The organism is Ruegeria sp. BC8, assembly GCF_056535705.1.
Genome location: NZ_JBQFIV010000001.1, coordinates 1,064,688 through 1,089,269, shown reverse-complemented (window position 1 = coordinate 1,089,269; position 24,582 = coordinate 1,064,688). Strand labels below are relative to the sequence as shown.

At 59.4% G+C, this 24,582-nt stretch carries 22 protein-coding genes and 1 pseudogene; 15 read left to right on the top strand and 8 right to left on the bottom strand.

Annotated elements, in window-relative coordinates; all coding sequences use genetic code 11:
- The first annotated feature begins 3 nt into the window (after nt 1–3).
- The 8 genes and pseudogenes from ACR3EK_RS05575 (at nt 4) to ACR3EK_RS05540 (ending at nt 8,730) form a co-directional block, all read left to right on the top strand.
- Entirely contained in the window at nt 4–846 is an 843-nt protein-coding gene (locus ACR3EK_RS05575) for a TRAP transporter small permease subunit (RefSeq protein WP_174819626.1), read from the top strand.
- Nucleotides 846–2,468: a TRAP transporter large permease gene (locus ACR3EK_RS05570; RefSeq protein ID WP_170403878.1), complete on the top strand. Its 1,623-nt coding sequence runs from the start codon at nt 846–848 to the stop codon at nt 2,466–2,468. The genes ACR3EK_RS05575 and ACR3EK_RS05570 overlap by 1 nt, the downstream gene beginning before the upstream one ends.
- Before the next feature lie 10 nt (nt 2,469–2,478).
- Nucleotides 2,479–3,429, top strand: coding sequence for a phytanoyl-CoA dioxygenase family protein (locus ACR3EK_RS05565; protein WP_480632884.1), 951 nt, complete (start codon nt 2,479–2,481; stop codon nt 3,427–3,429).
- Between the two features lie 24 nt (nt 3,430–3,453).
- Nucleotides 3,454–4,956: a UxaA family hydrolase gene (locus ACR3EK_RS05560; protein ID WP_480632883.1), complete on the top strand. Its 1,503-nt coding sequence runs from the start codon at nt 3,454–3,456 to the stop codon at nt 4,954–4,956.
- Nucleotides 4,953–5,957 (top strand): Gfo/Idh/MocA family protein, encoded by a 1,005-nt coding sequence (locus ACR3EK_RS05555; RefSeq protein ID WP_480632882.1) that lies wholly within the window; start codon nt 4,953–4,955, stop codon nt 5,955–5,957. The genes ACR3EK_RS05560 and ACR3EK_RS05555 overlap by 4 nt, the downstream gene beginning before the upstream one ends.
- A gap of 119 nt (nt 5,958–6,076) precedes the next feature.
- Nucleotides 6,077–6,985, top strand: a pseudogene (locus ACR3EK_RS05550) (NAD(P)-dependent oxidoreductase); the annotation flags it as partial.
- A gap of 3 nt (nt 6,986–6,988) precedes the next feature.
- The gene (locus ACR3EK_RS05545) at nt 6,989–7,870 is read left to right on the top strand and encodes a DMT family transporter (protein WP_480632881.1); all 882 of its coding nucleotides are present in this window, start codon (nt 6,989–6,991) and stop codon (nt 7,868–7,870) included.
- Entirely contained in the window at nt 7,867–8,730 is an 864-nt protein-coding gene (locus ACR3EK_RS05540; RefSeq protein WP_480632880.1) for a sugar kinase, read from the top strand. Before ACR3EK_RS05545 ends, ACR3EK_RS05540 begins: the two co-directional genes overlap by 4 nt.
- On the opposite strand, the gene ACR3EK_RS05535 is transcribed toward ACR3EK_RS05540, so the two are convergent.
- Together ACR3EK_RS05535 and uxaC are read right to left on the bottom strand one after the other, a co-directional pair.
- Complete coding sequence (locus ACR3EK_RS05535) at nt 8,717–9,913, bottom strand: mannitol dehydrogenase family protein (protein ID WP_480632879.1); 1,197 nt, start codon at nt 9,911–9,913, stop codon at nt 8,717–8,719. The two genes, ACR3EK_RS05540 and ACR3EK_RS05535, sit on opposite strands and share 14 nt — an antisense overlap.
- Nucleotides 9,914–11,257, bottom strand: coding sequence for a glucuronate isomerase (gene uxaC, locus ACR3EK_RS05530; RefSeq protein WP_480632878.1), 1,344 nt, complete (start codon nt 11,255–11,257; stop codon nt 9,914–9,916).
- Nucleotides 11,258–11,380: 123 nt separating this feature from the next.
- Between uxaC and ACR3EK_RS05525 the strand changes: the two genes are divergently transcribed.
- The 7 genes from ACR3EK_RS05525 (at nt 11,381) to ACR3EK_RS05495 (ending at nt 18,143) form a co-directional block, all read left to right on the top strand.
- Nucleotides 11,381–12,397 carry a Gfo/Idh/MocA family protein gene (locus ACR3EK_RS05525; protein WP_480632877.1) on the top strand — a complete coding sequence of 339 codons (1,017 nt, stop codon included), beginning with the start codon at nt 11,381–11,383 and terminating at the stop codon, nt 12,395–12,397.
- Nucleotides 12,394–13,395: a Gfo/Idh/MocA family protein gene (locus ACR3EK_RS05520; RefSeq protein WP_480632876.1), complete on the top strand. Its 1,002-nt coding sequence runs from the start codon at nt 12,394–12,396 to the stop codon at nt 13,393–13,395. Before ACR3EK_RS05525 ends, ACR3EK_RS05520 begins: the two co-directional genes overlap by 4 nt.
- Nucleotides 13,392–14,444: a Gfo/Idh/MocA family protein gene (locus ACR3EK_RS05515; RefSeq protein ID WP_480632875.1), complete on the top strand. Its 1,053-nt coding sequence runs from the start codon at nt 13,392–13,394 to the stop codon at nt 14,442–14,444. The genes ACR3EK_RS05520 and ACR3EK_RS05515 overlap by 4 nt, the downstream gene beginning before the upstream one ends.
- Complete coding sequence (uxuA, locus tag ACR3EK_RS05510; RefSeq protein WP_480632874.1) at nt 14,441–15,622, top strand: mannonate dehydratase; 1,182 nt, start codon at nt 14,441–14,443, stop codon at nt 15,620–15,622. Before ACR3EK_RS05515 ends, uxuA begins: the two co-directional genes overlap by 4 nt.
- Before the next feature lie 224 nt (nt 15,623–15,846).
- Nucleotides 15,847–16,737: an NAD(P)-dependent oxidoreductase gene (locus tag ACR3EK_RS05505; RefSeq protein WP_170357458.1), complete on the top strand. Its 891-nt coding sequence runs from the start codon at nt 15,847–15,849 to the stop codon at nt 16,735–16,737.
- Nucleotides 16,738–16,748: 11 nt separating this feature from the next.
- Nucleotides 16,749–17,612: a sugar phosphate isomerase/epimerase family protein gene (locus ACR3EK_RS05500; protein ID WP_170357457.1), complete on the top strand. Its 864-nt coding sequence runs from the start codon at nt 16,749–16,751 to the stop codon at nt 17,610–17,612.
- A gap of 111 nt (nt 17,613–17,723) precedes the next feature.
- The gene (locus ACR3EK_RS05495; protein ID WP_170461745.1) at nt 17,724–18,143 is read left to right on the top strand and encodes a secondary thiamine-phosphate synthase enzyme YjbQ; all 420 of its coding nucleotides are present in this window, start codon (nt 17,724–17,726) and stop codon (nt 18,141–18,143) included.
- A gap of 30 nt (nt 18,144–18,173) precedes the next feature.
- Here ACR3EK_RS05495 and ACR3EK_RS05490 read toward each other — a convergent pair whose 3' ends face one another.
- From ACR3EK_RS05490 to ACR3EK_RS05465, 6 genes are read right to left on the bottom strand one after another with little or no spacing between them, the layout of a single operon-like run.
- The gene (locus ACR3EK_RS05490) at nt 18,174–18,944 is read right to left on the bottom strand and encodes an SDR family oxidoreductase (RefSeq protein ID WP_093961700.1); all 771 of its coding nucleotides are present in this window, start codon (nt 18,942–18,944) and stop codon (nt 18,174–18,176) included.
- Nucleotides 18,941–19,981: a zinc-dependent alcohol dehydrogenase gene (locus ACR3EK_RS05485; protein ID WP_480632873.1), complete on the bottom strand. Its 1,041-nt coding sequence runs from the start codon at nt 19,979–19,981 to the stop codon at nt 18,941–18,943. The genes ACR3EK_RS05490 and ACR3EK_RS05485 overlap by 4 nt, the downstream gene beginning before the upstream one ends.
- A complete protein-coding gene (locus ACR3EK_RS05480) occupies nt 19,978–21,078 on the bottom strand; it encodes a mandelate racemase/muconate lactonizing enzyme family protein (RefSeq protein ID WP_170419408.1) in 1,101 nt (366 codons plus the stop codon). The genes ACR3EK_RS05485 and ACR3EK_RS05480 overlap by 4 nt, the downstream gene beginning before the upstream one ends.
- A complete protein-coding gene (locus ACR3EK_RS05475; RefSeq protein ID WP_170419410.1) occupies nt 21,075–22,073 on the bottom strand; it encodes an ABC transporter permease in 999 nt (332 codons plus the stop codon). The genes ACR3EK_RS05480 and ACR3EK_RS05475 overlap by 4 nt, the downstream gene beginning before the upstream one ends.
- A 3-nt stretch (nt 22,074–22,076) precedes the next feature.
- Entirely contained in the window at nt 22,077–23,054 is a 978-nt protein-coding gene (locus ACR3EK_RS05470) for an ABC transporter permease (RefSeq protein ID WP_170339851.1), read from the bottom strand.
- Nucleotides 23,039–24,574 carry a sugar ABC transporter ATP-binding protein gene (locus ACR3EK_RS05465; RefSeq protein ID WP_480632872.1) on the bottom strand — a complete coding sequence of 512 codons (1,536 nt, stop codon included), beginning with the start codon at nt 24,572–24,574 and terminating at the stop codon, nt 23,039–23,041. The genes ACR3EK_RS05470 and ACR3EK_RS05465 overlap by 16 nt, the downstream gene beginning before the upstream one ends.
- Nucleotides 24,575–24,582: the final 8 nt, after the last annotated feature.

Below are 24,582 nucleotides of genomic sequence, written 5' to 3'. Positions count from 1 at the left end.
GTGATGCAAAAAAACTCAGGCGGAATACTGGAGTGGCTCATCCCGCTCGCCTTCGTCGCAACGGCCAGTTGGCTCGTCTGGCATCTGCCGGCCTTCCTGTTGGACTGGCTGCCCTACACGTCCGAATCTCTGAAAAGCCAGGTAACGGAAATCTATCTGCGCAGCGACGTGACGCCCGAAATGACCGGGGTTTTCGGCGGATTTGTCGATATTGTCGATATCGGCGCGCTGATACTGCTGCCGATCCTTGCGGTGATCGGAACCAAGACCGTCCAGCCGGCCGCGATGGAATACGAGGGCACGACTGCGATGGACCGCTTCGCCCTTTTCATCGGCCGGGTCACGATGATGATGATCGCCATCATGACGGTGGTGATGCTGTACGAAGTCTTCATGCGCTACATCCTCGAAAAGCCGACCGAATGGGCCAACGAGATGACACTGTGGTTCGCCAGCTTCGTGTTCCTGATGTCCGGCTACTATGCCATGCAGCAACGCAGCCATATCCGGATCTTTCTGCTGTATGATGCGGTTCCTCGCTGGTTGCAGCGGGTGTTCGACACGATCTCGACCATCCTGATCGTGATGTTCGCGTTCTTTCTGGTCTACGGCAGCTATCAGCAGGTTTTCGTCAACAAACTCTACAAATGGGAGCTTTATGGCTCGGCCTTCAACCCGCCGATCCCGGCGACGTTGCAGCCCATGGTCCTGATCGTGATCACCCTGGTCGCCATGCAGGCCGTTCTGAACCTGATCGCGGATTGGAACAAAGAACCGGAAATCCACACGGATGAACCGGACGAAGACGAAATTGAAATGATCAAACGAGCGGTGGGACAAGACTAATGGATATTGGAACGATCTCACTCATCCTGATGGTCGCCCTGATCGTGCTTCTGGCGATCGGGATGCCCCTGGGTCTGGCCTCGGCCTCGCTTGCGGTTCTGGTTCTTGTTCTGAAGTTCGAGCCAACACTTCTTTTGAACCCGTTTTCATTCGGCGATGGCATTCTGACCGGACGCCCGGGGACTGGGCCACTCTATATTCTGGCGCAGAAGATATATGGGCTCTTAACGGACTACGTGCTCATATCCGTGCCATTGTTCATCTTCATGGCATCGCTGCTGGAGCGATCCGGGATCGCGCGCGACATGTATTCGTCGCTGAATGTCTGGCTGTCCAGAACGCGCGGCGGCATCGCGATCGTGACCTCGATCATGGCGGTGATCATGGCAGCCATGTCCGGCATCATCGGTGGTGAGGTTGTCCTGCTGGGCCTGATCGCCCTGCCCCAGATGCTGCGCCTCGGCTACGATCAGAACCTCGCGATCGGCGTCATCTGCGCCTCGGGGTCGCTGGGGACCATGATCCCGCCCTCGATCGTTCTGATCATCTATGGGCTGATCACCGAAACCTCGATCAAGTCGCTGTTCACCGCGTCTTTTATTCCGGGCTTCATGCTGGCCTCGATGATCATCCTGTACATTATCATCCGCACGCAGTTGAATCCTCACCACGCGCCGCTTCCGGAACCGGACCCGAGCGACCCCGAACCGGCTGAAAAGCGCAAACTGTTTGCCGCCTTCATGAGCATCGTCGTCGCCGGATTTTCCACCGTTCTGTTTATCCGGGCCGCGTTTTTCGAGCTTTCCGGCTCGAACGCTGCCAGCCAGGGCGAGCCCGCGCGATTGGGGACAGCTGACTACCTGCCCTGGTTTGCCGGTATTACGATCGTCGCCCTTCTGCTGATCTTCTTCGTCTTTGGCAGAGAGCGCGCCAAAATCGGGTGGGAAATGGGCAAAGGCCTCGTCGCGCCGCTGGTCGTCATCGGCGTCGTTCTCGGCTCGATCTATGGCGGGATCACAGGCATCACCGAGGCAGCAGGCATGGGCGCCTTCGCCGTTCTGATCATCGCCATCCTGCGGGGCGAAGGATCGTTCGAGCTGGTTTGGGACAGCTTGATGCGAACGCTCAAATCCACAGGCACCATCATCTGGGTCACCATCGGCGCCGCCGCGCTGGCGGGTGCCTACACCATTGCCGGCGGGCCCCAATACGTGGCCGATCTGATCGTTGGGCAGGACCTGCCGACGATGCTGGTCATTCTGGTTATGATGCTGATCCTGCTGTTCATGGGCGCGTTTATGGATTGGGTCGGCATCGTGCTTTTGATCATTCCGGTCTTTCTGCCGATCGTTCTGCGCCTTCCCATCGAGGAAATCGGACTCATCGGCCAGTTGCAGCCCAGCCATGTCGCGATCTGGTTCGGCGTCGTGTTCTGTATGAACATGCAGGTCAGCTTCCTGTCGCCCCCGTTCGGCCCGGCGGCGTTCTACCTGAAATCGGTGGCCCCGCCGCATATCAGCCTGACGGATATCTTCCGCGGCTTCCTGCCATTCATCGGGATCCAGCTGCTGGCGCTTTCCGTTCTTCTGATCTGGCCGGGCATCATCGCGCTGCTTTTGTGAGGTTGCACCCATGCTGACACAAGATCAGATTGGCAAGTTCCAGACGGACGGATACCTCGTGGTCGAGGATGTAATTCCCGGTGACGTCCTTGATCGGGTGCAAGCCGAATACTCGGATGTCCTGAACCGGCTCTTTGACGGTTGGTACGAAAAAGGGCTGGTCAAGGACGAACCATCCGGGATGTCATTCTGGGACAAACTTCTGTCCGCTTATCAGGCCGGTTGCGACTATTTCCAGCCGCTGGACATCTCATTGCCCGGCGACCGGATCATGGCTGACACACCGTTCCATATAGGACCCGCAGTGTTCGACTTGCTGACGGCCCAACCCATGCTTGACATCGTCGAGCAGTTGATCGGGCCAGAGTTGGTCAGCAATCCGATCCAGCACGTTCGGCTGAAGCCCCCTGCCCTCAAGCTGTCCAAGGACGAGGTACGGGCGCATATAACCGCAACGGACTGGCATCAGGACCGGGCAGTTGCGTTGGAGGATGCGGACCAGACCGACATGGTCACGGTTTGGATTGCCGTCAACGATGCAACGATCGAGAACGGCTGCCTGCAAGTGCTGCCAAAGGCACAGGACCAATCCATCCTGCCGCATTGCGCGCGCACGCAGACAGGCATTGCCGACGGGTTCATTGACGAAGACCGAGCCGTGCCCTTGCCCGTCAAGGCGGGCGGGGTCATCCTGTTTCACCCGCTGACGCCACATGCGTCGCTGGTCAACGAAACGGACCGGTTCCGCTGGTCGTTCGACATCCGCTTCAGTGCGGCAGGCCAACCCACAGGTCGAGACCATTTCCCCAGCTTCATCGCAAGATCCAGATCGCGCCCCGAAACCGAGCTGCGGGATTGGCGTGTCTGCAAATCCAATTGGGAGGCGGCACGAGCAAGGCTGTCTAGACAGCCGCATATAGATATTCACCGGTGGACATCGGACTCGCCGTTCTGCGCCTAGCTGCAGCCGCCAGGAAAGCTGATTATGACTTTTGTACGTTTAGATCGAACGGATAGCGTGGTGGTTGCAACTCGGCTGCTGGAGGCCGGCAGTGTGGTCGAAGGCGTCACGACTAACGCGCGCATCCCATCGGGCCACAAGGTCGCCACGGCGACCCTTGCACCCGGCGATCCGGTCAGAAAATACGCCCAGATCATTGGTTACGCCACCCAACCGATCCACCCCGGCGATCATGTACACACCCACAATGTCGAGTTCCGAAACACCAACGTGGACTATGACTTTGCAACAGATCACAGGCCTATGAGACCCGCCACCTCGGTCGATACATTCATGGGCTACCATCGGGACAGCGGTCGGGTCGGCACGCGCAATTACATTGCGGTTCTGACCACCGTGAACTGTTCTGCTACGGCGGCCCGCATGATCGCCAACCACTTCACACCGGACAAGCTGGCCGCGTATCCGAATGTCGACGGCGTGGTGGCCTTTGTCCACGGAACGGGCTGCGGAATGGCAGATTCCGGCGACGGTTTCGAAGCTCTTCAACGGGTCATGTGGGGGTTTGCGAAACATCCCAACCACGCCGCAGTGCTGATGGTCGGTCTGGGCTGCGAGATGAACCAGATCGACTGGCTGCTGGATGCGTATGGGTTGAAGCAAAGCCCCACTTTTCAGACGATGAACATCCAGAACGTGGCCGGATTGCGCCGGACCGTGGAAATGGGCATCAGCAAGATCAACCAGATGCTGCCCATCGCCAATGAGGCAAAGCGCAGCGAAGCCCCGGCGTCTGAACTGATGGTTGCGCTGCAATGCGGTGGATCGGACGCTTGGTCCGGTTTGACCGCGAACCCGGCGCTCGGACATGCCTGCGACCTGTTGGTCGCTCAAGGTGGCACGGGTGTCCTTGCGGAGACGCCCGAAATCTACGGAGCCGAACACCTGTTGACCCGCCGTGCCCGTGACCGCGCAACTGGGGAAAAACTGATCGGACTGATCGATTGGTGGCAGGACTACACCGCCCGCAATCACGGTTCGATGGACAACAACCCAAGCCCCGGCAACAAGCAAGGGGGTCTGACGACCATCCTCGAGAAATCGCTGGGGGCTGCGGCGAAGGGCGGAACCACCCCTTTGACCGGTGTATTCAAATACGCCGAACCCATCACCGCCAAAGGCTTCACCTTCATGGGCAGCCCCGGATACGACCCGGCCTCGGTGACCGGGCAGATCGCGGCCGGGTGCAACCTTGTGTGTTTCACCACGGGGCGCGGGTCGGCCTTTGGGTCCAAACCGGCGCCGACGCTGAAAATCGCCACCAATTCCGAATTGGCGGCGCGCATGCCCGAAGACATGGACGTGGACGCGGGCGACATTCTGACCAAAGGCGTCAGCGTCGAAGAAAAAGGACAGGAGATATACCGACGGCTGCTCCAAGTCGCCTCGGGCGCGCGGACCAAGTCCGAGGCGCAGGGCTTGGGTGATTACGAATTCGTTCCCTGGCAAATCGGAGCGGTGATGTGAAACGGATCCTCGTAGCCGGCGGCGGATTGATCGGTATCCGCCACGTCCGCGCCGTCATTGAGCATCCCGGCTGCACGTTGGTCGGGTTGGCCGATCCGGATGGCTCGATCCAGATCGACGCGCCGCGTTTTGCCAGTATGGACGAGGTGCAGGACACAGTGGATGGCGTCATCATCGCGACGCCGACCCGCCTGCATGCCGAACATGGCATTCTGGCCGCGTCCCGTGGTTGGAATATGCTGATCGAAAAGCCGGTTGCCGCATCGGTCGATGATGCCCTGCGCCTTAAGACGGCCGTTAGCGAGGCCAATGTCCGCAGCCTGGTTGGCCATCATAGGCGGTACCACACAACCTTGCAGCACCTAAAGGAGGTGATCGCGCAAGGTACGATCGGACGAGTCATCAACGTCTCGTTGCTGTGGGCCATGCGTAAACCCGACAGCTATTTTGAACAGAACTGGCGGACTTCCGACGGCAGCCCGGTGATGATCAATCTCGTGCATGATATCGATGTCCTGCGCTTTGTGATCGGAGAAATCTCGGATGTCGTCGCCCTGCCCGGTGCGTCGATCCGCGGAACGGATCGGATCGAGAGCGGCGCTGTGGCGATCGCATTCGAAAACGGCGCGACGGGTACCATCAGCTTTGCCGACACCGCGCCCAGCCCTTGGGGGTTTGAAGCCGGAACCGGCGAAAATCCGAACATCGGCACGACCCGTCAGGACATGATGTGGATCACGGGAACCAGGGGCGCCGTCAGTTTTCCATCCATGACCCTGTGGCGCGGACAAGATTGGGGCACTGCGGCCCAAAAAGACCAACTTCCAAGGCCGGACCAAACACGCACACCGCTGGAGGCGCAACTGGACCACTTCCTTGACGTGATCGATGGCGCCCCACCTCTGATTGATGTCGAGGATGCAGCCCGAACGCTCGAAGTCACATCACGCATCGAACAGGAGCTGAGGGCGCGAACCGCTCGAGCGCGGGCGCCGGCCTGACTGAGACGCGGCAGGCCAAGATTTCGGACCATTCAAAAGACCAATGACTACTCCCCGGGCAATATGAGCAATCAGACTGCAAATCCGCCCGCGACAGACACAAGAATGAAAACCAGACATATTCACGGAAAGGGAAACCAATGAGCAAACCATCAATCGGGTTTATCGGCCTGGGACTCATGGGCGGAGCCATGGTGAGCCGGCTGTTGGACCAGGGATACTCGGTCACGGTGTTGGGAAACCGCGACCGCACACATCTGGACGCCGCGATTGACCGGGGCGCCCGCGAGGCGCAAAACGCGCGGGAGTTGGCTCAGGCCAGCGACATCGTGATGCTGTGCATGGGAACGTCCGAGCAGGTCGAAGGCCGTATGCGCGGTGCTGATGGAGTGATCGCGGGACTGAAGCCCGGGGCGATCGTCATCGACTTTGGCACCTCGCTTCCGGGCAGTACACGCGCCCTGGCCGAGGAAGTTGCCGCAGCCGGCGGAAGCTATCTTGACGCGCCACTTGGCCGGACTCCGTCGCATGCGCTGGAAGGCAAGCTCAACATCATGACGTCCGGCGACAAGGCTACCTTCGACAAGGCCGAGCCGACACTGAAGGATCTGGGTGAAAACGTCTTTTACCTGGGCCCTGTCGGATCGGGACATACGATCAAGCTGATCAACAACTTCTTCGGCATGACGGTCGCGAACGCGATGGCCGAAGCCTTTGCCATGGCTGACATCACCGGCGTTGACCGCAAGCAGCTGTATGACGTTATGGCCGCAGGACCGCTGCATTCCGGAATGATGGATTTCGTCAAAGCCTACGGTGTCGAGAATGATCCAAACCAGCTGGCCTTTGCAATCAAGAACGCCGCAAAAGACCTTGGGTATTATGATCGAATGGCGCGCGAGGCCGGCGTTACCAGCGTGATGTCACAGGGCGCACTTTCCGCGCTGAACGACGCGCGCGACCACGGTCAGGCGGATGACATGGTCAGCCAGATGGTTGACTACTACGTCAAACGTTTCAACACCTGATCTATGGCCGTCGCCGCCAACCCCAACGCGGACCTGCCGCGCCTTGGCATCGTGCTGATGCTGACGGCGTGGCTGTTCTTTTCGCTGGTGGACCTTGGCGCCAAATGGTTGGCGTTGGCCGGCGTGCCGGCATTTCAGTTGGCGTTCATGCGTTATGCAGGGCACTTCGTGATCTCTGTGGGCGTGATCGCCAAGGGCGGGATTGAGGCCAACCGGTTCAAGACCGACCATCCATGGCAGGTCATTAGCCGGGCCTTGCTGCTGATCTCGGCGACCGTTTTCAATTTTTATGCCCTGCGGTTTTTGCCCCTGACCGTCGTGTCGGCAATCATGTTTTCCAGCCCGGTCATTGTGTGCTTTCTGTCCGTCTTTGTGTTGAAAGAAAGCGTGGGCCCATGGCGTTGGACGGCCATCATCCTGGGCTTCCTAGGGGTGTTGGTTGTCGTGCGGCCGTTTGGTTCGGCATTTCATCCGACCATGCTGCTGATCGTCTACAATGCCACCGCGTTGGCCTTGTACTCGATCATGACGCGCAGGCTGTCGGGGGTTGTTGCCGTGGACACCATGCAATTCTACCTCGGGCTTACTGGGACGGTGGTCCTGCTGCCGTTCGCCATCTGGTTTTGGATCCAACCGGAAAACACCTGGAGCCTGATCGTCCTGATCAGTCTTGGCGTCTTTGGGTGGTGCGGGCATCAACTGCTGACGAACGCGCATCGGTTCGGAACGGCGAACCAGCTGATGCCATTTACCTATTCGTTCCTGATCTATGTTGCGATCTGGGGTTATCTGTTCTTTGACACGGTACCGGACGCATTCACGTTGGCAGGGGCTGCGCTGATCATGGCTGCCGGTCTAATCATCTGGAAAAGAGAAAAGAAATGACGCGAATTGCCTGCATCGGCGAAGCAATGATTGAATTGTCCATGCTGGAAACCGGCGCAAAGGTGGGTGTCGCGGGCGATACGCTGAACACGGCCATCTACATGCACCGCGCAGCGCCTGACCTGCAGGTGGAGTATGTGACATGTTTGGGCGACGACCCGTTCTCGGGGCGCATCGCGGACTTCATCGCCAGTCATGGCATCGGGACATCCGGCATCCGCATCATTCCGAACGCCTCTCCGGGCCTGTACGCGATCACGACCTCTGCGGACGGTGAACGCAGCTTTACCTATTGGCGCAGCGAAGCGGCCGCCCGTCAGCTTTTTGCCAATCACGACTTTAGCTCGTTGAACGGCTATGACGTGCTGTACTTGTCGGGGATTTCCGTGGCCATTCTTCCGCATTCGGTAAGGCTTGCGCTTCTGGACTGGCTCGAAGGCGCTTCAGTCCGGTTGGTCTATGACAGCAACTTTCGTCCACGTCTTTGGGATAGCGTTGAACACGCCCGGCAGATCAACCAACGGCTTTGGCGGCGTGCGGACATTGCCCTGCCATCCATCGACGACGAGATGGCACTTCTCGGGGAAAGCGCCGAACAGGTGGCGGCGCGCTTTGCTGGTCATCACGGAATCGGCGCGTTGAAGCGCGGAGAGAATGGCCCCCTGTCCATTGGTCAGAGCATTGACCAAACCTATGAGCCTGCCAAAAACGTGCTGGATACGACCGCGGCAGGCGACAGTTTCAACGGTGGGTACCTCGCGGCGTTGCTGACTGGGAAATCACAGGCCGAGGCCCTGATGGCTGGACACAATCTGGCATCCACCGTTGTTCAGTTCCGCGGCGCGATCACTCCCGGATAAACGGCGCGAGATCCTCGGCTCCGACAAGACGCAAAAGCGGCATTAGCGGATCTGGCTGCTTGGCAGCCAACGCGATTTCCGACGCGCAAGGATCGTTCAGCGCCCGACCTTTGGCGGTCTCGGACATGCAATAGGAGACCCAGGCCCGCATCCCCGCGATCACCGCCTGAGAGCCGGTCTCACGAAGTGTGGAAACAAATCGATAGGGCAGCTTCTGGCTTCCATCCATCGCGATTTGGTCCAGACGGTGCGCCAACTCGGGGTTTTCAAAGCGGCGCAACAGAGCCTCGGCATAGTCCGGAACCTGTGCTTGGACCGCGGCGGGCAGCGTTGCGCCCGCATCCTTCATCAACTCGGAAACTAGCGGGCGCAGAACCGGGTCTCGGACCGCTTCGTGGACGTAGGTCAGGCCCCGCTCCAACCCGGCATAAGCCAACAGGGAATGGGCCCCGTTCAACATGCGCAGCTTTCGAATCTCGTGCGGGGCCACGTCATCGACCAATTGCACGCCCGGCCAATCCGGATGCGGTCCGGCAAAATTGTCTTCGATCACCCACTCAGAGAACGCCTCGGTCGGAACGGCCATGGGATCGCCGCTGATTGCGCGTACAGCGTCCGTTGTGGCCGGGGTGATCCGGTCGACCATCGCGTTGGGAAAGCGAACGGCGTCCCAATTGACGTCCAGACCGGCTGCTTTCGCGAAATCGGAAACGGCCGTCTCGAGCGTTTTGCCATTTTCCATACGATTGTCGCAGCTTAGCACCGTCACAGGTTTGCGCCGTTCCGCAAGGCCAAAAGCCAAAAACCCGATCAGAGTCGCGGGCCCCTGCCCTGCCAGATCGGCGGCAATCGCCGGGTCCTGGAGGTTCAGCTTGCCCGCGGCATCAAGATGATAACCTTTCTCGGTCACGGTCGCCGAGATGATCTCGGCATCCGTCATCGCATCGAAAATCGCTGCACGACCCTCGGGCGCGACCAGAACGTCGCGAAGAGCTTTAATGCGCCGGACGCCCTGCCCCTGCACGCACAGATCGTACTCGAAACCCTGCCGGGCCAATCCATCCCGAACCGAGGATGAACGCAGGCTGACGCCGACAACGTCCCATCCGCCCGCTTGATCGGTGTAGTTCAGCAAATGCGCCCGGGCAAAGTTTCCGAGGCCGAAGTGAAGAATTGTACCCATCTAGCTTTGCAATCCATAAACCTGTTTCGCCAGATCGACCGCCAGCAACCGTGCAAGATGCTCGGCACTGTCCCGACCGAAGTAACCGCGCGCAACCTGCTCGGCCAAATGAATCGCCACGCCCCGCCTCCAGAGGTCGTGTCGTGCAGGAATGGACAGGAAAGCCCGCGTGTCGTCATTGAATCCGGCAAGATTGTAATATCCGGCCGTTTCAACGACCTGATCAAAATACCGCGCAATCCCGGCCGGACTGTCATGGAACCACCAGGGCGGCCCGATCCGAAGGCACGGCCAATGTCCCGCCATTGGTGCCAGTTCACGGGCATAGGTGCCTTCGTCCAGTGTGAACAGAATGATGCGCAGTTCCGCCGAGTTTCCGACCCGGTTCAACAGCGCCTCAAGGCCCGTGACCCAATCCATCGCGATTGGAATGTCGGCCCCCTTGTCCCGTCCGAAATCCCGCAATAACGCGTGGTTCGTGTTGCGCTTGCTGCCTGCATGTATCTGCATGGTCAGACCATCATCGACAGACATCTGCGCCATTTCGATCAGCATATGCCCGTAGAAACGGCGGGCGTCCTGTTCGGTCCCTTCCCGCTGTCTCAGCCGCTGGTACAGCGCATCCGGGTCCTCAAGCCACTCGGTCTGTACACGTTCGATCCCGTGGTCGGTGGCGGTACAGCCCAGTTGGATGAAATAAGCTCGCCGCATCCGCAGTGCGTTGAGATAGCCAACATAGCTGTCCAGATCGCAGCCTGTCAGCTCGGCCAACTTGTTCAGGTTCTGCACGAACTCCGGGTCCGCCCCATCCAAGACCCCGTCCGGGCGGAACGTCGGAACAACCCGCCCGCCCCATCCGCTTGCACGGATCTCCTGATGCTGTGTGAGAGTGTCGAGAGCCGAATCCGTAGTAGCCAGAACCTCGATCCCGAACCTGTCGAACAATGCCCTCGGGCGAAAATCGGGTTGCGCCAACTTTTCCGCGATCTTGTCGTAGATCAGATCTGCGGTGCGCGAAGACAACTCCTCGGACACGCCCAGCGTTTCATGCAGCACGTAGTTCATCCAGATCCGGGAAGGCGTTCCCAGAAACAGATGCCAGTGCTCGGCAAAAGTACGGAAAACGGCGCGAGGATCCTTCTTTCGCCCCTCTTCCCCAACGCCGAGTTCCGACAAGGGAACGCCCTGCGAATAGAGCATACGGAACACGTAATGGTCGGGAACCACCAACAGCTCTGCCGGGTTGGGAAACGGCGCATCGGTTGCAAACCACCCCGGATCGCAGTGACCATGCGGAGATACGATCGGCAGGTCCTTGATGCCCAGGTACAGGTCTTCTGCCATCCCATTCAAATTGCCAGTCAATTCTGCCTCCGATACTGCTACCGTCAATTGTTAACACAGTTTTTAATGGTTGCATCTTTCCCGTTCGAACCCGCAGACTGACCGGGTGACCCGGGGGATTGAATGAATATTGCGCTGATTGGTTTGGGGATGGTTTCCGGCACGCATGTCGCCGCCATTCGGGCATCGGATCAAGGCCTCGGTCTTGCCGGAGTCCTTGGGCGCAATCCCGACAAGGCAGCTGCGTTCGCGCGGCGAAACGAGACCCGCGCATTCGTCTCGGTCGAGGAAATCGCAAACGACCCACAGGTCGACTTTGCGATCATCGCAACCCCACCCGATCAGCGCACAGAGTTGGTTCGGATTCTTTCGAGCGCGTCGAAACCGATCCTGATGGAAAAGCCTATCGAAAGAACGCTGGGCGCCGCGAAAGCGATTGTCGAGCAGTGCGAGGTGTCGGGCGTACCGCTGGGCATCGTCTTTCAGCACCGCGCACGCGCCGCGTCGCAGGCGCTGAAATCAGCCATTGAACAGGGTGAGCTGGGCGCGATCGCCACGGTCGAGATTCGTGTCCCCTGGTGGCGCGATCAGAGCTACTATGACGAACCGGGTCGCGGCACTTATGCACGCGACGGAGGCGGCGTCATGATCTCGCAGGCGATCCACACGCTTGACCTTGCGATGTGGCTGCTAGGGCCGATCTCGGACATTCAGGCCGTGATGAGAAAAACTCCTCTACACGATCTCGAGGCTGAGGATTGGGCGGGTGCAGTCTTTGAAATGGACAACGGCGCGGTGGGAACGTTGATGGCAACTACCGCCGAATATCCCGGGTCTGCTGAGTCCATCACGATCCAGGGAACTCTAGCCAAAGCGCATCTGGAGTCAGGTGTCCTGACCGTGACCACTTTCGACGGCCGGGAATCCACGGTCGGCGAAACCGCCGCCACAGGCGGAGGGGCCGATCCCATGGCGTTCACACATGCCTGGCATCAGGCGGTCATCGAGGACTTCGCCAAGGCCGTTTCCAGTGGAACACAACCTATGGCCACCGGACGCAGTGCCCTTTTGACCCACGCCGTCATCGACGCGATGCAGATCGCCAATCGAACCGGCCATAAAACACGAGTCATCTTATGAGCCTGACCTGCGTCGCCCTTGGCCTCGACCACCGCCATATCTATGGCATGACGGAAAACATGCGCAAAATCGGCGTGGACTGCGTTGGCTATTGGACACAGGGCGATCCGGAGACGCTGGCGGGCTACGTCAAAAGGTTTCCCGAAATTCCACGGCTGGCCCAACTGGAAGACGCCCTGACCTGCGGGGCGGATCTGGCGCTGATTTCAGCGATACCGGCAGATAGGGCCGCGTTGGCGATCCGCGCGATGCAGAACGGTATGGATGTCATGAGCGACAAGCCGGGCTGCACGACGTTCGAACAACTCGACCAGATCAAAAGAGCGGTCGCAGACACCGGTCGGATCTGGTCGGTGAACTTCTCGGAGCGGTTCGAAACGCCCGTCAGCACCCGGGCCATCGAGCTGGTCGAGGCCGGTGCCATCGGGCGCGTGGTCCAGACGGTCGGACTTGGCCCGCACCGATTGAACCGGGCGACCCGGCCGGAATGGTTTTTTCGGCGCGACTGCTACGGCGGCATTCTGACCGACATCGCCTCGCATCAGATTGATCAGTTCCTGCACTACACGGGTTCGAAAACCGCCGAAATCACAAACGCTTATGTGGCAAACTACGCAAACCCGAGCGATCCCGGATTGCAGGATTTCGGCGAGATCAATCTGCGCAGCGAGAATGGAACCGGGTACATCCGGGTTGACTGGTTTACGCCGGATGCCTTGCCAAACTGGGGGGATGGTCGTCTGACGATCCTAGGCACCGAAGGATACATCGAGTTGCGGAAATACGTCGATGTGGGTGGAGCCCCGGGGACAGATCATCTGATCCTCGTTAATGGTGACACCTGCCAAAAGATCGACGCATCCGACGCCGGCCTTCCCTACTTTTCGCGCCTCGCCGATGACATCCTCAACCGGACCGAAACCGCAATGACGCAGACCCACTGCTTTACGGTCATGGAACTGGCACTGCGCGCGCAGGAAATGGCGGAACGCAGATGATCAACGTTGCGATCCTCGGCGCAGGTATCGGTGCGCAGCATCTGGACGCTCTGGAACGGCTTGACCGCACCTTTTGCGTAGCCGCCGTGGTCGACCAGAATATCGACCGGATCGAACAGATACGGCAGAACTCGGGTTTTCGAGCATTGACCAACATTCAGGACGCTCTGGATGATCCGACGATTGATGTCATCGACCTCTGCCTGCCGCCCCATCTGCATGTGCCGACCACGCTTGCAGCATTGGCTGCTGGAAAACACGTTGTTTGCGAGAAGCCTCTTGCGACCTCGATGCAGGATGTGGATCGGATCACGGCAGCCGCAAGCAGCGCGGGCAAGCAGGTGTTTCCGGTCTTTCAATACCGGTGGGGCCCGTCACTGGCCCAATTGCGCCACCTTCAACGCGCAGGCCTGACCGGAGCGGTCCAAACTGCCGCGCTTGAAACCCATTGGTCCCGAGGGGCGGACTATTACGCGGTACCGTGGCGGGGGACATGGGCCGGTGAACGCGGCGGCGCGGTTCTGGGCCATGCCATCCACAACCATGATCTGCTGACTCATATCGCGGGTGATATCGCCTGGGTTTCTGCAATGACCACAACGCGGGTCAACCCGATCGAGACCGAAGACTGCGCCGCGATCTGCTTCGGCATGAGTTCCGGCGCTTTGTGCACAAGCAATATCACACTAGGCGCCGCCACGGACGAAACACGCCTGCGGTTCGTCTTTGAAAAACTGACCGCCACTTCTGGCACCGAACCCTATGCCCCGGGTCAAACGCCCTGGTCATTCGTCGCACGGGATCCGGCGGATCAAGCCGCTATCGACGCGGCTCTTGCCGCCGCCGCGGCCGAGCCAACGGGGTTCGTAGGATTTTTTACCGAAGTCGGCAAGGCGCTGCGGTCCGAGGCAAATTCGGCCGTTACGCTGAAGGATGGCGCTGCGTCCATCGGCCTTGTGACGGCGATTTATCACGCTGCGCGCACCGGGCAGCGCGTTGCCCTTCCCATCAGGCCCGATCACCCGCTGTATGAAGGATGGCTGCCATGAAACAATGTTGGCGTTGGTTCGGACCCGAGGATCCGATCGCTCTGGCCGATCTCCATCAGGTCGGGGTTCAGGGTATCGTCACCGCGCTGCATCACATCCCGGCGGGACTGCCCTGGGACGAACCGAGCATCGCCGATCGGCAGGCAGTTCTGGCTGCTGCCGGGTACAGTTGGGACGTTGTCGAAAGCCTGCCCGTCTCAGAGGCGATCAAGACCCAGTCGGCGGACATGGCCGAGCATCTGCAGGCGTACAAGTCCAGCCTCAGGGCCCTGTCCGCCCGTGGCATCAAAGTTGTTTGCTACAACTTCATGCCGATCCTGGATTGGACGCGCACCGCCCTTCGCGCCCTGCAGCCGCATGGCGGAACGGCCATGCTGTTCGACCTGACCGATTTTGCAGTTTTCGACATACATATTCTTGAACGTCCCGGCGCGTCCGAAGACTACTCCAACGCCGTTCAGCAAGCGGCCAAGGATCGCTTCATAGGCATGTCGGATGTCTCCAAGGCCCAGTTGCAGCACAATGTCACCGCGGGGCTGCCCGGCGCCAACGATCAGTGGAGCGTAGAGGACGTGCGCGCCTTGCTGCGGACATATGCCGAGATAGACCGTGATCGGCTGCGCGCAAACCTCATCGACTTCCTGTCTGAGATCGCCCCGGTCGCCCAAAAATTGGGGCTGCGCTTGTGCTGTCATCCGGATGATCCGCCCTTCTCGCTGCTCGGTCTGCCGCGGATCATGTCCAGTACCGAGGACTACGGCGCCGTACTGGATGCGGTTGATATGCCCGCGAACGGCGCAACCTTGTGTACCGGATCGCTGGGTGTTTCCCCTGAATTCGATGGGCCGGAGTTCGTGCGCCGGCATGGCGACCGGATTCACTTTGTCCATCTTCGGAATACCCGACGCATCGCGGGGTCGGACAGACAGAAGCCGGATTTCTATGAGGCTGCGCATCTGGAGGGCGACACCGACATGGTCGGAACCATTCGCGAGCTGATGGGCGAACAACGCCGCCGCAAATCCCAAGGGCGAGACGACTGGCAAATTCCGATGCGACCCGACCACGGACAAGAGCTGCTGGGCGATCTGGGCGGACACAGCACTCCCGGCTATCCACTGATCGGACGAATGCGCGGGTTGGCCGAACTGCGCGGCATCATGGCGGCGTTCTTGTAACGCGTCGGATCAGGCGGTTTCTTTCCACCCGTATCACTTCTTTGCTTGCCTGTGCGCGGCATTGTTCGTTTACTTACGGTACGTAAACGGGCAGCGGGGTGTCTTCCGGACTCGCCCGACGTCTGTTCAAGACGCGTGAAACTCCCGCGAAAACCGATGCAATTGAGCATCATTTTTCGAAACGTCTGCCATAGCGAAATGGCGGAAAAACGGGAGGAGTCCAAATGAAAACAGCAGGCGTAATCGGTCTTGGCGACATGGGCAGCGGCCTTGCCAAGAACCTGATCAAGAATGGCTTTGAAACATCCGGTTTCGACCTGAGCGAGACGCGCATGACGGCATTAGCCGACATGGGCGGCCTGGCCAGGGACAGCGTGGGACAGGTCGGCCGTCACGCCGCCAGCGTGTTCGTCATGGTGATGAACGGAGATCAGGCCCGCGATGTCATTCTGGGAGAAAACGGACTGGTTGCGAACATGGCCGAAGGCGGAACTGTGATCCTGTCGGCGACCATTACCCCGGCCGAAGCAAGCGCCATCGGGCGAGACATGGAGGGTTCGGGCATCAACCTGATCGACACTCCGGTCTCGGGTGGGTTTCCCGGCGCGCAGAACGGCACATTGACGATGATGGCTGCCGGTGCTGCGGATGTGCTGGACCAAAATGCCGAAGTCATGCAAGCAGTGTCGGCAACCATACACCGGGTTGGAGAAAACGCCGGTGACGGGCAAACCGTGAAAGCCTGCCTGCAATCCCTGATCGGATCGATCTTTTCCGCCACATTCGAGGCTGCGGCCCTGGCGGCCAAAGCCGGTGTCAGCGGTCAAGCATTGCTTGACGTGTTCTCATCCTCCAGCGCGGGATGTGGTGTTGTGAATACCGCCCTTGAAAACATCATTGATCGCAAGTTCGAAGCCACTGGCAGCCATATCGCAACGATGCACAAGGACCTGACGATCTCTCTGGCCCTGGCCGGTGCGTTGGGCGTTCCAATGCATACCGCCTCGTCCGCAATGCAGATCTTTCACGCCGGAAAAACCAAATACCCGAACGGCGACAACTGGGTGTGTACCCGCGTCATCGAAGAGATCGTTGGCGCAGAATTGCATCGCTGAGGGGACCGGACATGAAACTAGGTGTGATTTGCGACGGCATTTCCCGCGATCTGCGGCATGCAGTGGACGTGATGGACGAATTCGGTCTGGACTATGCAGAACTTCAGTTCGTAGGCGACACCGAGGTCGGGGACCATTCCCCGCAGGAAATTGCCGAAATCGACGCGCTCTTGCGCGACCGGGGCAAGCCTGTGTCCTGTCTGTCGCGCCATATCTTCGCGGGGATGACAGCTGCCAACAGGCCCGGTGACGAGCTGCACACCCGACACATGGACGCCTTGAAACGCGTGATCGACATGGCGCATGTCGTGGGGTCTCCGCTGGTTCGGATCATGACCCAACGAAAAGAGCAGATACTCTGGGGAAAAAACGGCGCCGAGAAGTGGAACGTCGCGCATGGGGTATGGGACTCGATGCCACCGCTGATCGCGCCGGCGGTTGAACTGGCCAGGGCTGAGGGCGTGACGCTTGTCGTGGAAACCGGAAACGGCACGCTGGTCAATTCGAACTATACCGCCCGCAAACTGATCGACGAGTTGGATGCAAAGGATGCGTTGAAAGTTCTTTGGGACCCCGGAAACAACTGCTGGTGCCATGAACTGGCATACCCGGACGGTTACGAAGAACTGCGCGGCGGCTATCTGGGGCACATTCACATCAAGGACGTAAAGGTCGATACACCGCGGGCAACGCTGGAAGTGCGCCGCATGGGGGAAGGTCAGCTTGCGCCTCTGTTCCAACCCATCGCGGACGCGCTCCGATCCGACGGCTATGAAGGCGTGATTTCCTTCGAAAGCGTTTATCATCCCGGCAACGGAAATTTCGAAGATGGGTTTCGTCTGTGCATAGACAAGTTCAAAAGCCTGTTTGCATGAATGAAAGCTCTAGAGTGTTACAAATCAGATACTTAAGCCTCCAAGTTGAATGCCGAATGGGGCGCGGAAAGCTGGGCACACTCCCGCAAAATCAAGGAAAGGATCTGATGGATGAAGCAAGAGTTTTTTGAATTGTCCATTGAAACGCCCGGCAAATCCCTGACCGACATCAGCGGGGTGGTTCAGCGTGCGGTTTCCGAACATGAGTTTGTCTCGGGCCTGCTGACCGTTTGGTGCGTCCACACAGGTGCCGCGCTGTTGGTACAGGCCAATGCAGATCCCGAGGTGGTCAAGGATATCGAGACGTTCTTCGAAGAACTGGCCCCCAAATCACCAGGCAAGTATCACCACCGCCCGAGCGAAGACGACAACGCGCCATCGCATCTGCGGGCGCTGTTGACGCAAACGCAGGTGTCGATACCGGTCGAACAGGGACAGCTTCCGCTGGGCCGCGTTCAAAGCCTGTACCTGTTCGAACATCGCGAGGCACAAAAGACGCGGCGATTGAAGGTTCACTACATCGGGACTTGAGGCCTTGGGTCACATGGAGCGTTGACGGTGCTACCGCCCCATCCAGCCCCCGTCGACAACAAGGATTTCACCGTTGACGTAGTCCGACGCTGCAGAAGCCAGAAAGACTACAGGTCCAGCAAAATCACCTGGCGTACCCCAACGGCCCTGGGGTGTTCGTTCCAGGATCGACTTCGACCGAACCGGATCGTCCTGCAGGGCTTGGGTGTTGTCGGTCGCGATGTAGCCGGGGGCGATTGCATTCACGTTCACACCCTGCCCGGCCCACTCATTGGCCAGGGCCTTCGTCAGCTGTCCGATACCACCTTTCGAGGCCGCATATCCGGGAACGGTGATGCCGCCCTGAAACGTCAGCAGCGATGCGGTGAAGATGATCTTCCCCGAGCCGCGCGCCAGCATGTCCTTGCCGATCTCGCGGGACAGAACAAACTGCGAGGACAGGTTGACCTCAATCACTTCGTCCCACCAGTCGTCCGGGTGTTCGGCAGCAGGTTTGCGTTTGATCGTACCGGCATTGTTGACAAGGATATCAGGAGTTTGTCCGTCGGCCCTCAACTGATCAATGAACCCATGCAACGCGGAGCGGTCCGAGAAGTCGCATTGGTAAGCCCGGAAACTGCGCCCCATCGCCGTGACGGCTTTTTCGACCTCTGACCCGGACAGTTCAAGCGAGGCCGACACTCCGATGATATCAGCTCCGGCCGATGCCAATGCCTCGGCCATACCGCGCCCGATGCCGCGTTTGCACCCGGTCACAAGGGCCGTTTTCCCCGTCAGGTCGAAACTTTGCAAAACACTCATGAACGCGGTCCTACTTCGATCAGGCTTTTCATTGCGGTTGGGCTGCGATCCAGTGCTTCGAACGCGGCCTGAATGTCTGCCAGAGGGCTGACATCAGTGATCACGACATCCGCGTCCACTCCGCCCGAGGCGACAACTGCGATCGCCTTATCGTAATCCTCCGGCTCATAGACCCGAGCACCGATCAGTTGCAGCTCTCGCCAGAAGAATTGGAACAGGTCGATCTGGGGCTTTTGAGCATGAATCGCGACCATCACGATCCGGGCCCGCGTCGCGGCAACGGCGGTCATCGCATCAACACCGGGCTGCGTTCCCGATACCTCGAAAACCACATCCGCCCCTTTGTCGCCCGTGCGCGCGTTGATTGTGGACACCAGATCGGTCTCGGTTGGGTTGATCGTATCAAAGCCAAGTCTTTCTGCGATCGCCAGACGGTTCGGATTCACTTCGGAAATCACGACGTTTCCGCCCGCGTCCCGCGCAACCATGGCAACCAGGATGCCGATCGGGCCACCGCCGATGACGACGACGTCCTCGCCAGGTTGCAGTCCAGACAGCCGCACATCGTGGCAAGCAACGGCGACCGGCTCGATCAGCGCCGCGTGATCCATGCGCAAGTCATCCGGTAGAACGTGCAAGGTGTGGGCCGGAACGGTCCAGATCTCTTGCATGGCACCATCGGTATCGAGGCCGAGAAACTTGAGGTTCTGGCAGATATGCTGATGCCCCCGTTTGCAGGCCGGGCATTCGCCGCAGTGATCAAGCGGTCGGACCACGACCTTCTGGCCGGGTTTTACAGTATCGACGCCCGCGCCCACCGCTTCTACGACACCGGACATCTCGTGCCCGATTACCCGGTTCAGACCGACACGGGCATCCATGTTGCCGTGGTAGACGTGCATATCCGTCCCGCAAATCCCGCAATAGGCAACGCGAATGGCGGCCTCGCCGGGGCCCGGTGCCGTCGCCTGGGCCTGTTCCACGGCAAAGCTCTTGTTGCCCCTGTAATACGCCGCAGAGATCGTCTGGGTCGTCATGTATGCATCTCCCTGTGTTCCGCATTCAGTTTGTCCCAGTCGAATTCCACTCCGGTCCCCGGCGTATCCGGGGCCACGGCCAGGCAGTCTTCCACGACCAGCGGACGGGTCGTGTACTGGTCTATCGGGAATGAGTGTACTTCCAGCCAACCCGCATTGGGTTGCGCAGAAACAAGGCTGACGTGCAGCTCCTGCATGCCATGGCTACAAACCGGAATGCCGTGCTGGGCGCTCAGCGCGGCTACGCGCAACCAGCCGGTGATCCCGCCACAGTTTGAGGCATCGGGCTGGATGAAACTCAGCTTCGCATCATCGAAGGCGTACTCGAATTCGTGAATCGTGTGCAGGTTTTCACCCATGGCAAGGGGAACGCCCGTGGCTTCGGCAATTCGGCCATAGCCTTTGTAGTCGTCTGGAATAGTCGGTTCCTCGAACCACAGGATATCGCAGTCGGCGAACCCTCGGGCTGCCACGATGGCCTGCTCGACGCTCATGGAGTAATTCGCGTCGACCATGAAGAACCGGTCCGGCCCCAGCATCTCGCGCACTGCCCGGGCACGTGCAAAATCGTCGGCCAGATCCGGTTGCCCAACCTTGATCTTGACCGCGTTGAACCCACGCGCAAGGTAGCCTTCGGTCTGCCGCAGCAGTTTCTCCAACGAGAAATTCAGGTCGATCCCGCCGGCGTAGGCCTTGCACCGTTTGGACGCTCCGCCGGCCATTTGCCACAGCGGTGCATTCTGCCTTCTGCCACGAATGTCCCAAAGGGCAATATCCACGGCCGAGATGGCGAACGATGCGATCCCGCCCCGTGCGACGTAGTGGACATGCCACTGCATGGCATCGTACAGGCTTTCGATCTGTTCGGCGTCTTGTCCAACCAGGAACGGCGCTAGATCATGCTGGATCATCGCCAAGATGGCGTGGCCGCCCTTGCCACCGGTATAGGTATACCCAACCCCCTCGACCCCATCCGACGTTTGAATGGTAACGGTGATCAATTGAAAGAACGTGTGATCCCCATGTTTGGCATCGACCAGGACTTCGGCGAGCGGGACGTTGAACAGCCGCGCTGAAACACTTTCTATGCGATTCACGAACCCAAGACCTTCTGCTGCCTGGCAATAACCCGAGACTGTAAAAGGATGACCGCAAAAAGAAAGCCTCCACGTATGACCATCTGCCAATAGGCGCTGAAACTGATGGTCCCCTGACCGTTTTCAAAGTTCAGAACGTTGAACACCAGACCCAGCAAAAGCGCTCCGGCCACGGTCGCAGGGATCGAACCCATCCCACCTGTCAACAAGGTGCCGCCCACAACAACGGACGCGATGGCCGACAATTCCCATCCGATGCCCTCAAGGGGTTGTCCGGCTCCAAAACCCGAGGCCAGAAAGACGCCAGCCAGCCCTGCGCAGCCGCCCGAAAGCAGGTAGACGAAAGCCTTGGCACGATTCACCTTCAGACCCATGAGGTTCGAGGCATCCTCGCTGCCACCGATCGCCAAGACGGTCCGCCCGATGGTTGTTCTTTCCAGCACCAGCCACAGTACCAGCATCAGTCCGGCCACTATGACTATTGCCCATGGAAACAGACCAAACGCCTGCCCCATGCCAAGCTTGGTAAAGTTCGACCCCCAATCAACCGAAATTGTCTGGGCGCCCGAAATCACCAATGCGCCGCCTTTTGCGGCAAGCATGGTCGCCAGTGTGGCGATGAAAGGCGGGATGCGAAGGACGATGATGCAAAAGGCGTTGATCGCTCCGAAACCAATCCCGGCAAGCACGGCCCCCGGCAGGGCAACCTGAATCCCGTATGGGCTGAGATAAGCCGCAACGACCGACGTAAAGGCCGCCACGGATCCAACCGACAGATCAATCCCGCCGGTCATGATCACGAAGCACATGCCCAGCGCAATCGCGATGAACATCGCGTTGTAGTTCAGGAAAGACGAGAAGTTGTAGGCGCTGCCAAAGTTGTCATAGCGCATCAGCCCGAACAGAATCAAAGCCAGCAGTGCGATCCACACCGTCACCGAGGCCGAATTGCGCCGAAGGTACTTTCGCAGGTCAAAAGCCGTTTCATCCAACATCGATCAAGCCCTCCGGAACTGCTGGACCCAAACGGCCAGGATTATGATGACGGCTTTGGCGATCAGTGCAACTTCGTCCTCTACCCCGTTGGCCAGCAATGTATATTTGACCAGCTGGATGATCACGGCGCCCAGTATGGCACCAAAGATCGGCGCCCGTCCGCCTTGTAAAAGAGCCCCGCCAACGACAGCGGCCGCGATGGCATCAAGCTCCATCAGATTGCCGTTGCGCGCGGCGTCCGAGGCCGAGTTGATCGCAACCACGATCAGACCGGCCAGGCCTGCAAGCACCGCGCAGATGACATAGGCCCCGATCTTGACCCGCCGGACGGGACCACCCGCCAGATAGGCCGCACGTTCATTGCCGCCGATCGCCAGCAGGTAGCGGCCCCAAGTGGTTCTGGTGATCACCCAAAACAGCACACAGGCAATCGCCAGCGCCAGCCACCCCTGGAACGGCAAGCCAAGCACCTTGCCGGTTCCAAGATAACTGAATGAAGGGTTGGAAAATGTCTGCAGGTTCCCGTTCGTCAAGACTTGGGCAATACCCCGACCAGAGATGAAGAGAATGAGCGTCGCAACGATGGGCTGCACGTTCAACACAGCAACCATCACGCCGTTGAATACCCCGCATAAACCCGCGACGAGCAGCGGCAGGACAATGGCCAAAGTGACGCCAAGCATCGGATTGGCGGCGCCCAGATCCGACAGAAAGATCAGTGGAGCCAGCGCCCCGGCCAAAGCCATGACCGCGCCAACCGACAGATCGATCCCACCCGTGGCGATGACCAGCGTCATGCCCATGGCCACGATGGCGATCGTGGCAACCTGACTGATATTCACGAACAGGGTCTGCAGCTGCAGGAAATTTGGGGTGAAAAACGCATTGAACACCAGCAGGGCGACCAACGCGGCGATGCCGCCATGAAAGCGAAAGGGCATCGATGCGACCCGTTGCGGCAACTTCATTGCGCGGTCCATGAACCAGTTCCTTCTTCATGATGCGCAAGCGCGCGCACCAGTATATTCTCGGTAATCCCGGGGTTGGTCAGTTCCTTGACCGAGCGCCCCTCGTGCATGACCACGATGCGGTCAGCGCCTTCCACCAGTTCTTCGAATTCCGAACTGATGAGGACAACGCCGAACCCCTTTTCGACATAAGACCGAATGAAAGATTGGATCTCTCGCTTGGCGCCGACATCCACGCCTCGGGTCGGCTCGTCGAGTATCAGGATGTCGGGCTGTGTCGCCAGCCAACGGGCAAGAAGCACCTTCTGCTGGTTGCCGCCGGACAACTCGCGAATGGGTTGGTCCATATGCGCCGCCTTGATGCCCAGGTCGTCGATGAAGGCCTGAACGATCTCGCGCTCGCGGGCAAAGTCGATCTGACCACGGCTGGCCAGTTTCGGCAGCAGGGCCAGCGTCATGTTCTCGCGCACGGACATGTCAGGAATGATCCCTTCGGCCTTGCGATCTTCGGTCAGAAAGCCGACCCCGTTTGCGATCGCGTCACCCGGTCCGGACGGTTGCCCGACCGCACCGTGCAGCCCGATTGCGCCGCTGCGGGCCCCGTCCACACCGAACAACGCGCGCGCAGCCTCTGTCCGGCCAGAGCCCAGAAGCCCGCCCAGCCCAACGATCTCCCCGCGGTGGAGCGTGAGGTCGAAATGCGTCAGTCGCGGGCCTGTCGAGACAGAGACAGCCCGCAAAACGATATCGCCTTTCTTGGCCTTAGCGCCGGCGAAGTCCGTGAGCCCGTCTGCCGCGATCTCGTCCTTGTTGCGGCCCAGCATGTCCGCGATCATTTCCAGTTTGGTCGTGTCCTGCACGTTGCGCGTGCTGACTGTGCAGCCGTCTCGCATCGTTGTGACCCGGTCGCAGATCTGGAACAGCTCATCGAGAAAATGCGAGACATACAGGACGGAAACGCCCTGTTTCTTTAACTCGCGCACCACACCGAACAGAACCTCGACCTCGCTGGCATCCAATGACGAGGTGGGTTCGTCCATGATGACCAGCTTTGCGTCCAATGACACAGCCCGCGCAATCGCAACCAATTGCTGGATCGCCGTCGAGAAATTTCCCAGCGGCTCGGTCACGTCGATATCTATGCCAAAGCGCGCAAGAACCTCGCGTGCGCGCCTGTTGCCTTCGCGCCAGTCGACCAGAAAGCCAAGACGTTTGGGCTCGTACCCCATGATGATGTTCTCGGTCACTGACCGCAGCGGCACCAGGTTGAGCTCTTGATAGATCGTGGCAATTCCGGATTCCTGCGCTTCGCGCGGAGTGGAGATGCGGCTCGGCACACCCGCCAGATGCACGTCGCCGGCATCCCGGTCGTAAACTCCGGTCAGGACCTTGATCATCGTCGATTTGCCGGCACCGTTCTGACCGATCAGCGCATGAACCTCGCCCGGTGCGATCTCCAGGCTGGCCTGGCTGAGTGCCGGTACGCCGGCAAAGGACTTTTCAATTCCCGACATCGAGACAAGCGCATTCATGACATGTC

What these genes read in the sequence shown, in the direction of transcription:
- ACR3EK_RS05575 (WP_174819626.1), top strand. Translation starts at nt 4, where the DNA reads ATGCAAAAAAACTCAGGCGGAATACTGGAGTGGCTCATCCCGCTCGCC.
- ACR3EK_RS05570 (WP_170403878.1), top strand. Translation starts at nt 846, where the DNA reads ATGGATATTGGAACGATCTCACTCATCCTGATGGTCGCCCTGATCGTG.
- ACR3EK_RS05565 (WP_480632884.1), top strand. Translation starts at nt 2,479, where the DNA reads ATGCTGACACAAGATCAGATTGGCAAGTTCCAGACGGACGGATACCTC.
- ACR3EK_RS05560 (WP_480632883.1), top strand. Translation starts at nt 3,454, where the DNA reads ATGACTTTTGTACGTTTAGATCGAACGGATAGCGTGGTGGTTGCAACT.
- ACR3EK_RS05545 (WP_480632881.1), top strand. Translation starts at nt 6,989, where the DNA reads ATGGCCGTCGCCGCCAACCCCAACGCGGACCTGCCGCGCCTTGGCATC.
- ACR3EK_RS05540 (WP_480632880.1), top strand. Translation starts at nt 7,867, where the DNA reads ATGACGCGAATTGCCTGCATCGGCGAAGCAATGATTGAATTGTCCATG.
- ACR3EK_RS05535 (WP_480632879.1), bottom strand. Translation starts at nt 9,913, where the DNA reads ATGGGTACAATTCTTCACTTCGGCCTCGGAAACTTTGCCCGGGCGCAT.
- uxaC (WP_480632878.1), bottom strand. Translation starts at nt 11,257, where the DNA reads ATGGCAGAAGACCTGTACCTGGGCATCAAGGACCTGCCGATCGTATCT.
- ACR3EK_RS05525 (WP_480632877.1), top strand. Translation starts at nt 11,381, where the DNA reads ATGAATATTGCGCTGATTGGTTTGGGGATGGTTTCCGGCACGCATGTC.
- ACR3EK_RS05520 (WP_480632876.1), top strand. Translation starts at nt 12,394, where the DNA reads ATGAGCCTGACCTGCGTCGCCCTTGGCCTCGACCACCGCCATATCTAT.
- ACR3EK_RS05515 (WP_480632875.1), top strand. Translation starts at nt 13,392, where the DNA reads ATGATCAACGTTGCGATCCTCGGCGCAGGTATCGGTGCGCAGCATCTG.
- uxuA (WP_480632874.1), top strand. Translation starts at nt 14,441, where the DNA reads ATGAAACAATGTTGGCGTTGGTTCGGACCCGAGGATCCGATCGCTCTG.
- ACR3EK_RS05505 (WP_170357458.1), top strand. Translation starts at nt 15,847, where the DNA reads ATGAAAACAGCAGGCGTAATCGGTCTTGGCGACATGGGCAGCGGCCTT.
- ACR3EK_RS05500 (WP_170357457.1), top strand. Translation starts at nt 16,749, where the DNA reads ATGAAACTAGGTGTGATTTGCGACGGCATTTCCCGCGATCTGCGGCAT.
- ACR3EK_RS05495 (WP_170461745.1), top strand. Translation starts at nt 17,724, where the DNA reads ATGAAGCAAGAGTTTTTTGAATTGTCCATTGAAACGCCCGGCAAATCC.
- ACR3EK_RS05490 (WP_093961700.1), bottom strand. Translation starts at nt 18,944, where the DNA reads ATGAGTGTTTTGCAAAGTTTCGACCTGACGGGGAAAACGGCCCTTGTG.
- ACR3EK_RS05485 (WP_480632873.1), bottom strand. Translation starts at nt 19,981, where the DNA reads ATGACGACCCAGACGATCTCTGCGGCGTATTACAGGGGCAACAAGAGC.
- ACR3EK_RS05475 (WP_170419410.1), bottom strand. Translation starts at nt 22,073, where the DNA reads ATGTTGGATGAAACGGCTTTTGACCTGCGAAAGTACCTTCGGCGCAAT.
- ACR3EK_RS05470 (WP_170339851.1), bottom strand. Translation starts at nt 23,054, where the DNA reads ATGGACCGCGCAATGAAGTTGCCGCAACGGGTCGCATCGATGCCCTTT.
- ACR3EK_RS05465 (WP_480632872.1), bottom strand. Translation starts at nt 24,574, where the DNA reads ATGAATGCGCTTGTCTCGATGTCGGGAATTGAAAAGTCCTTTGCCGGC.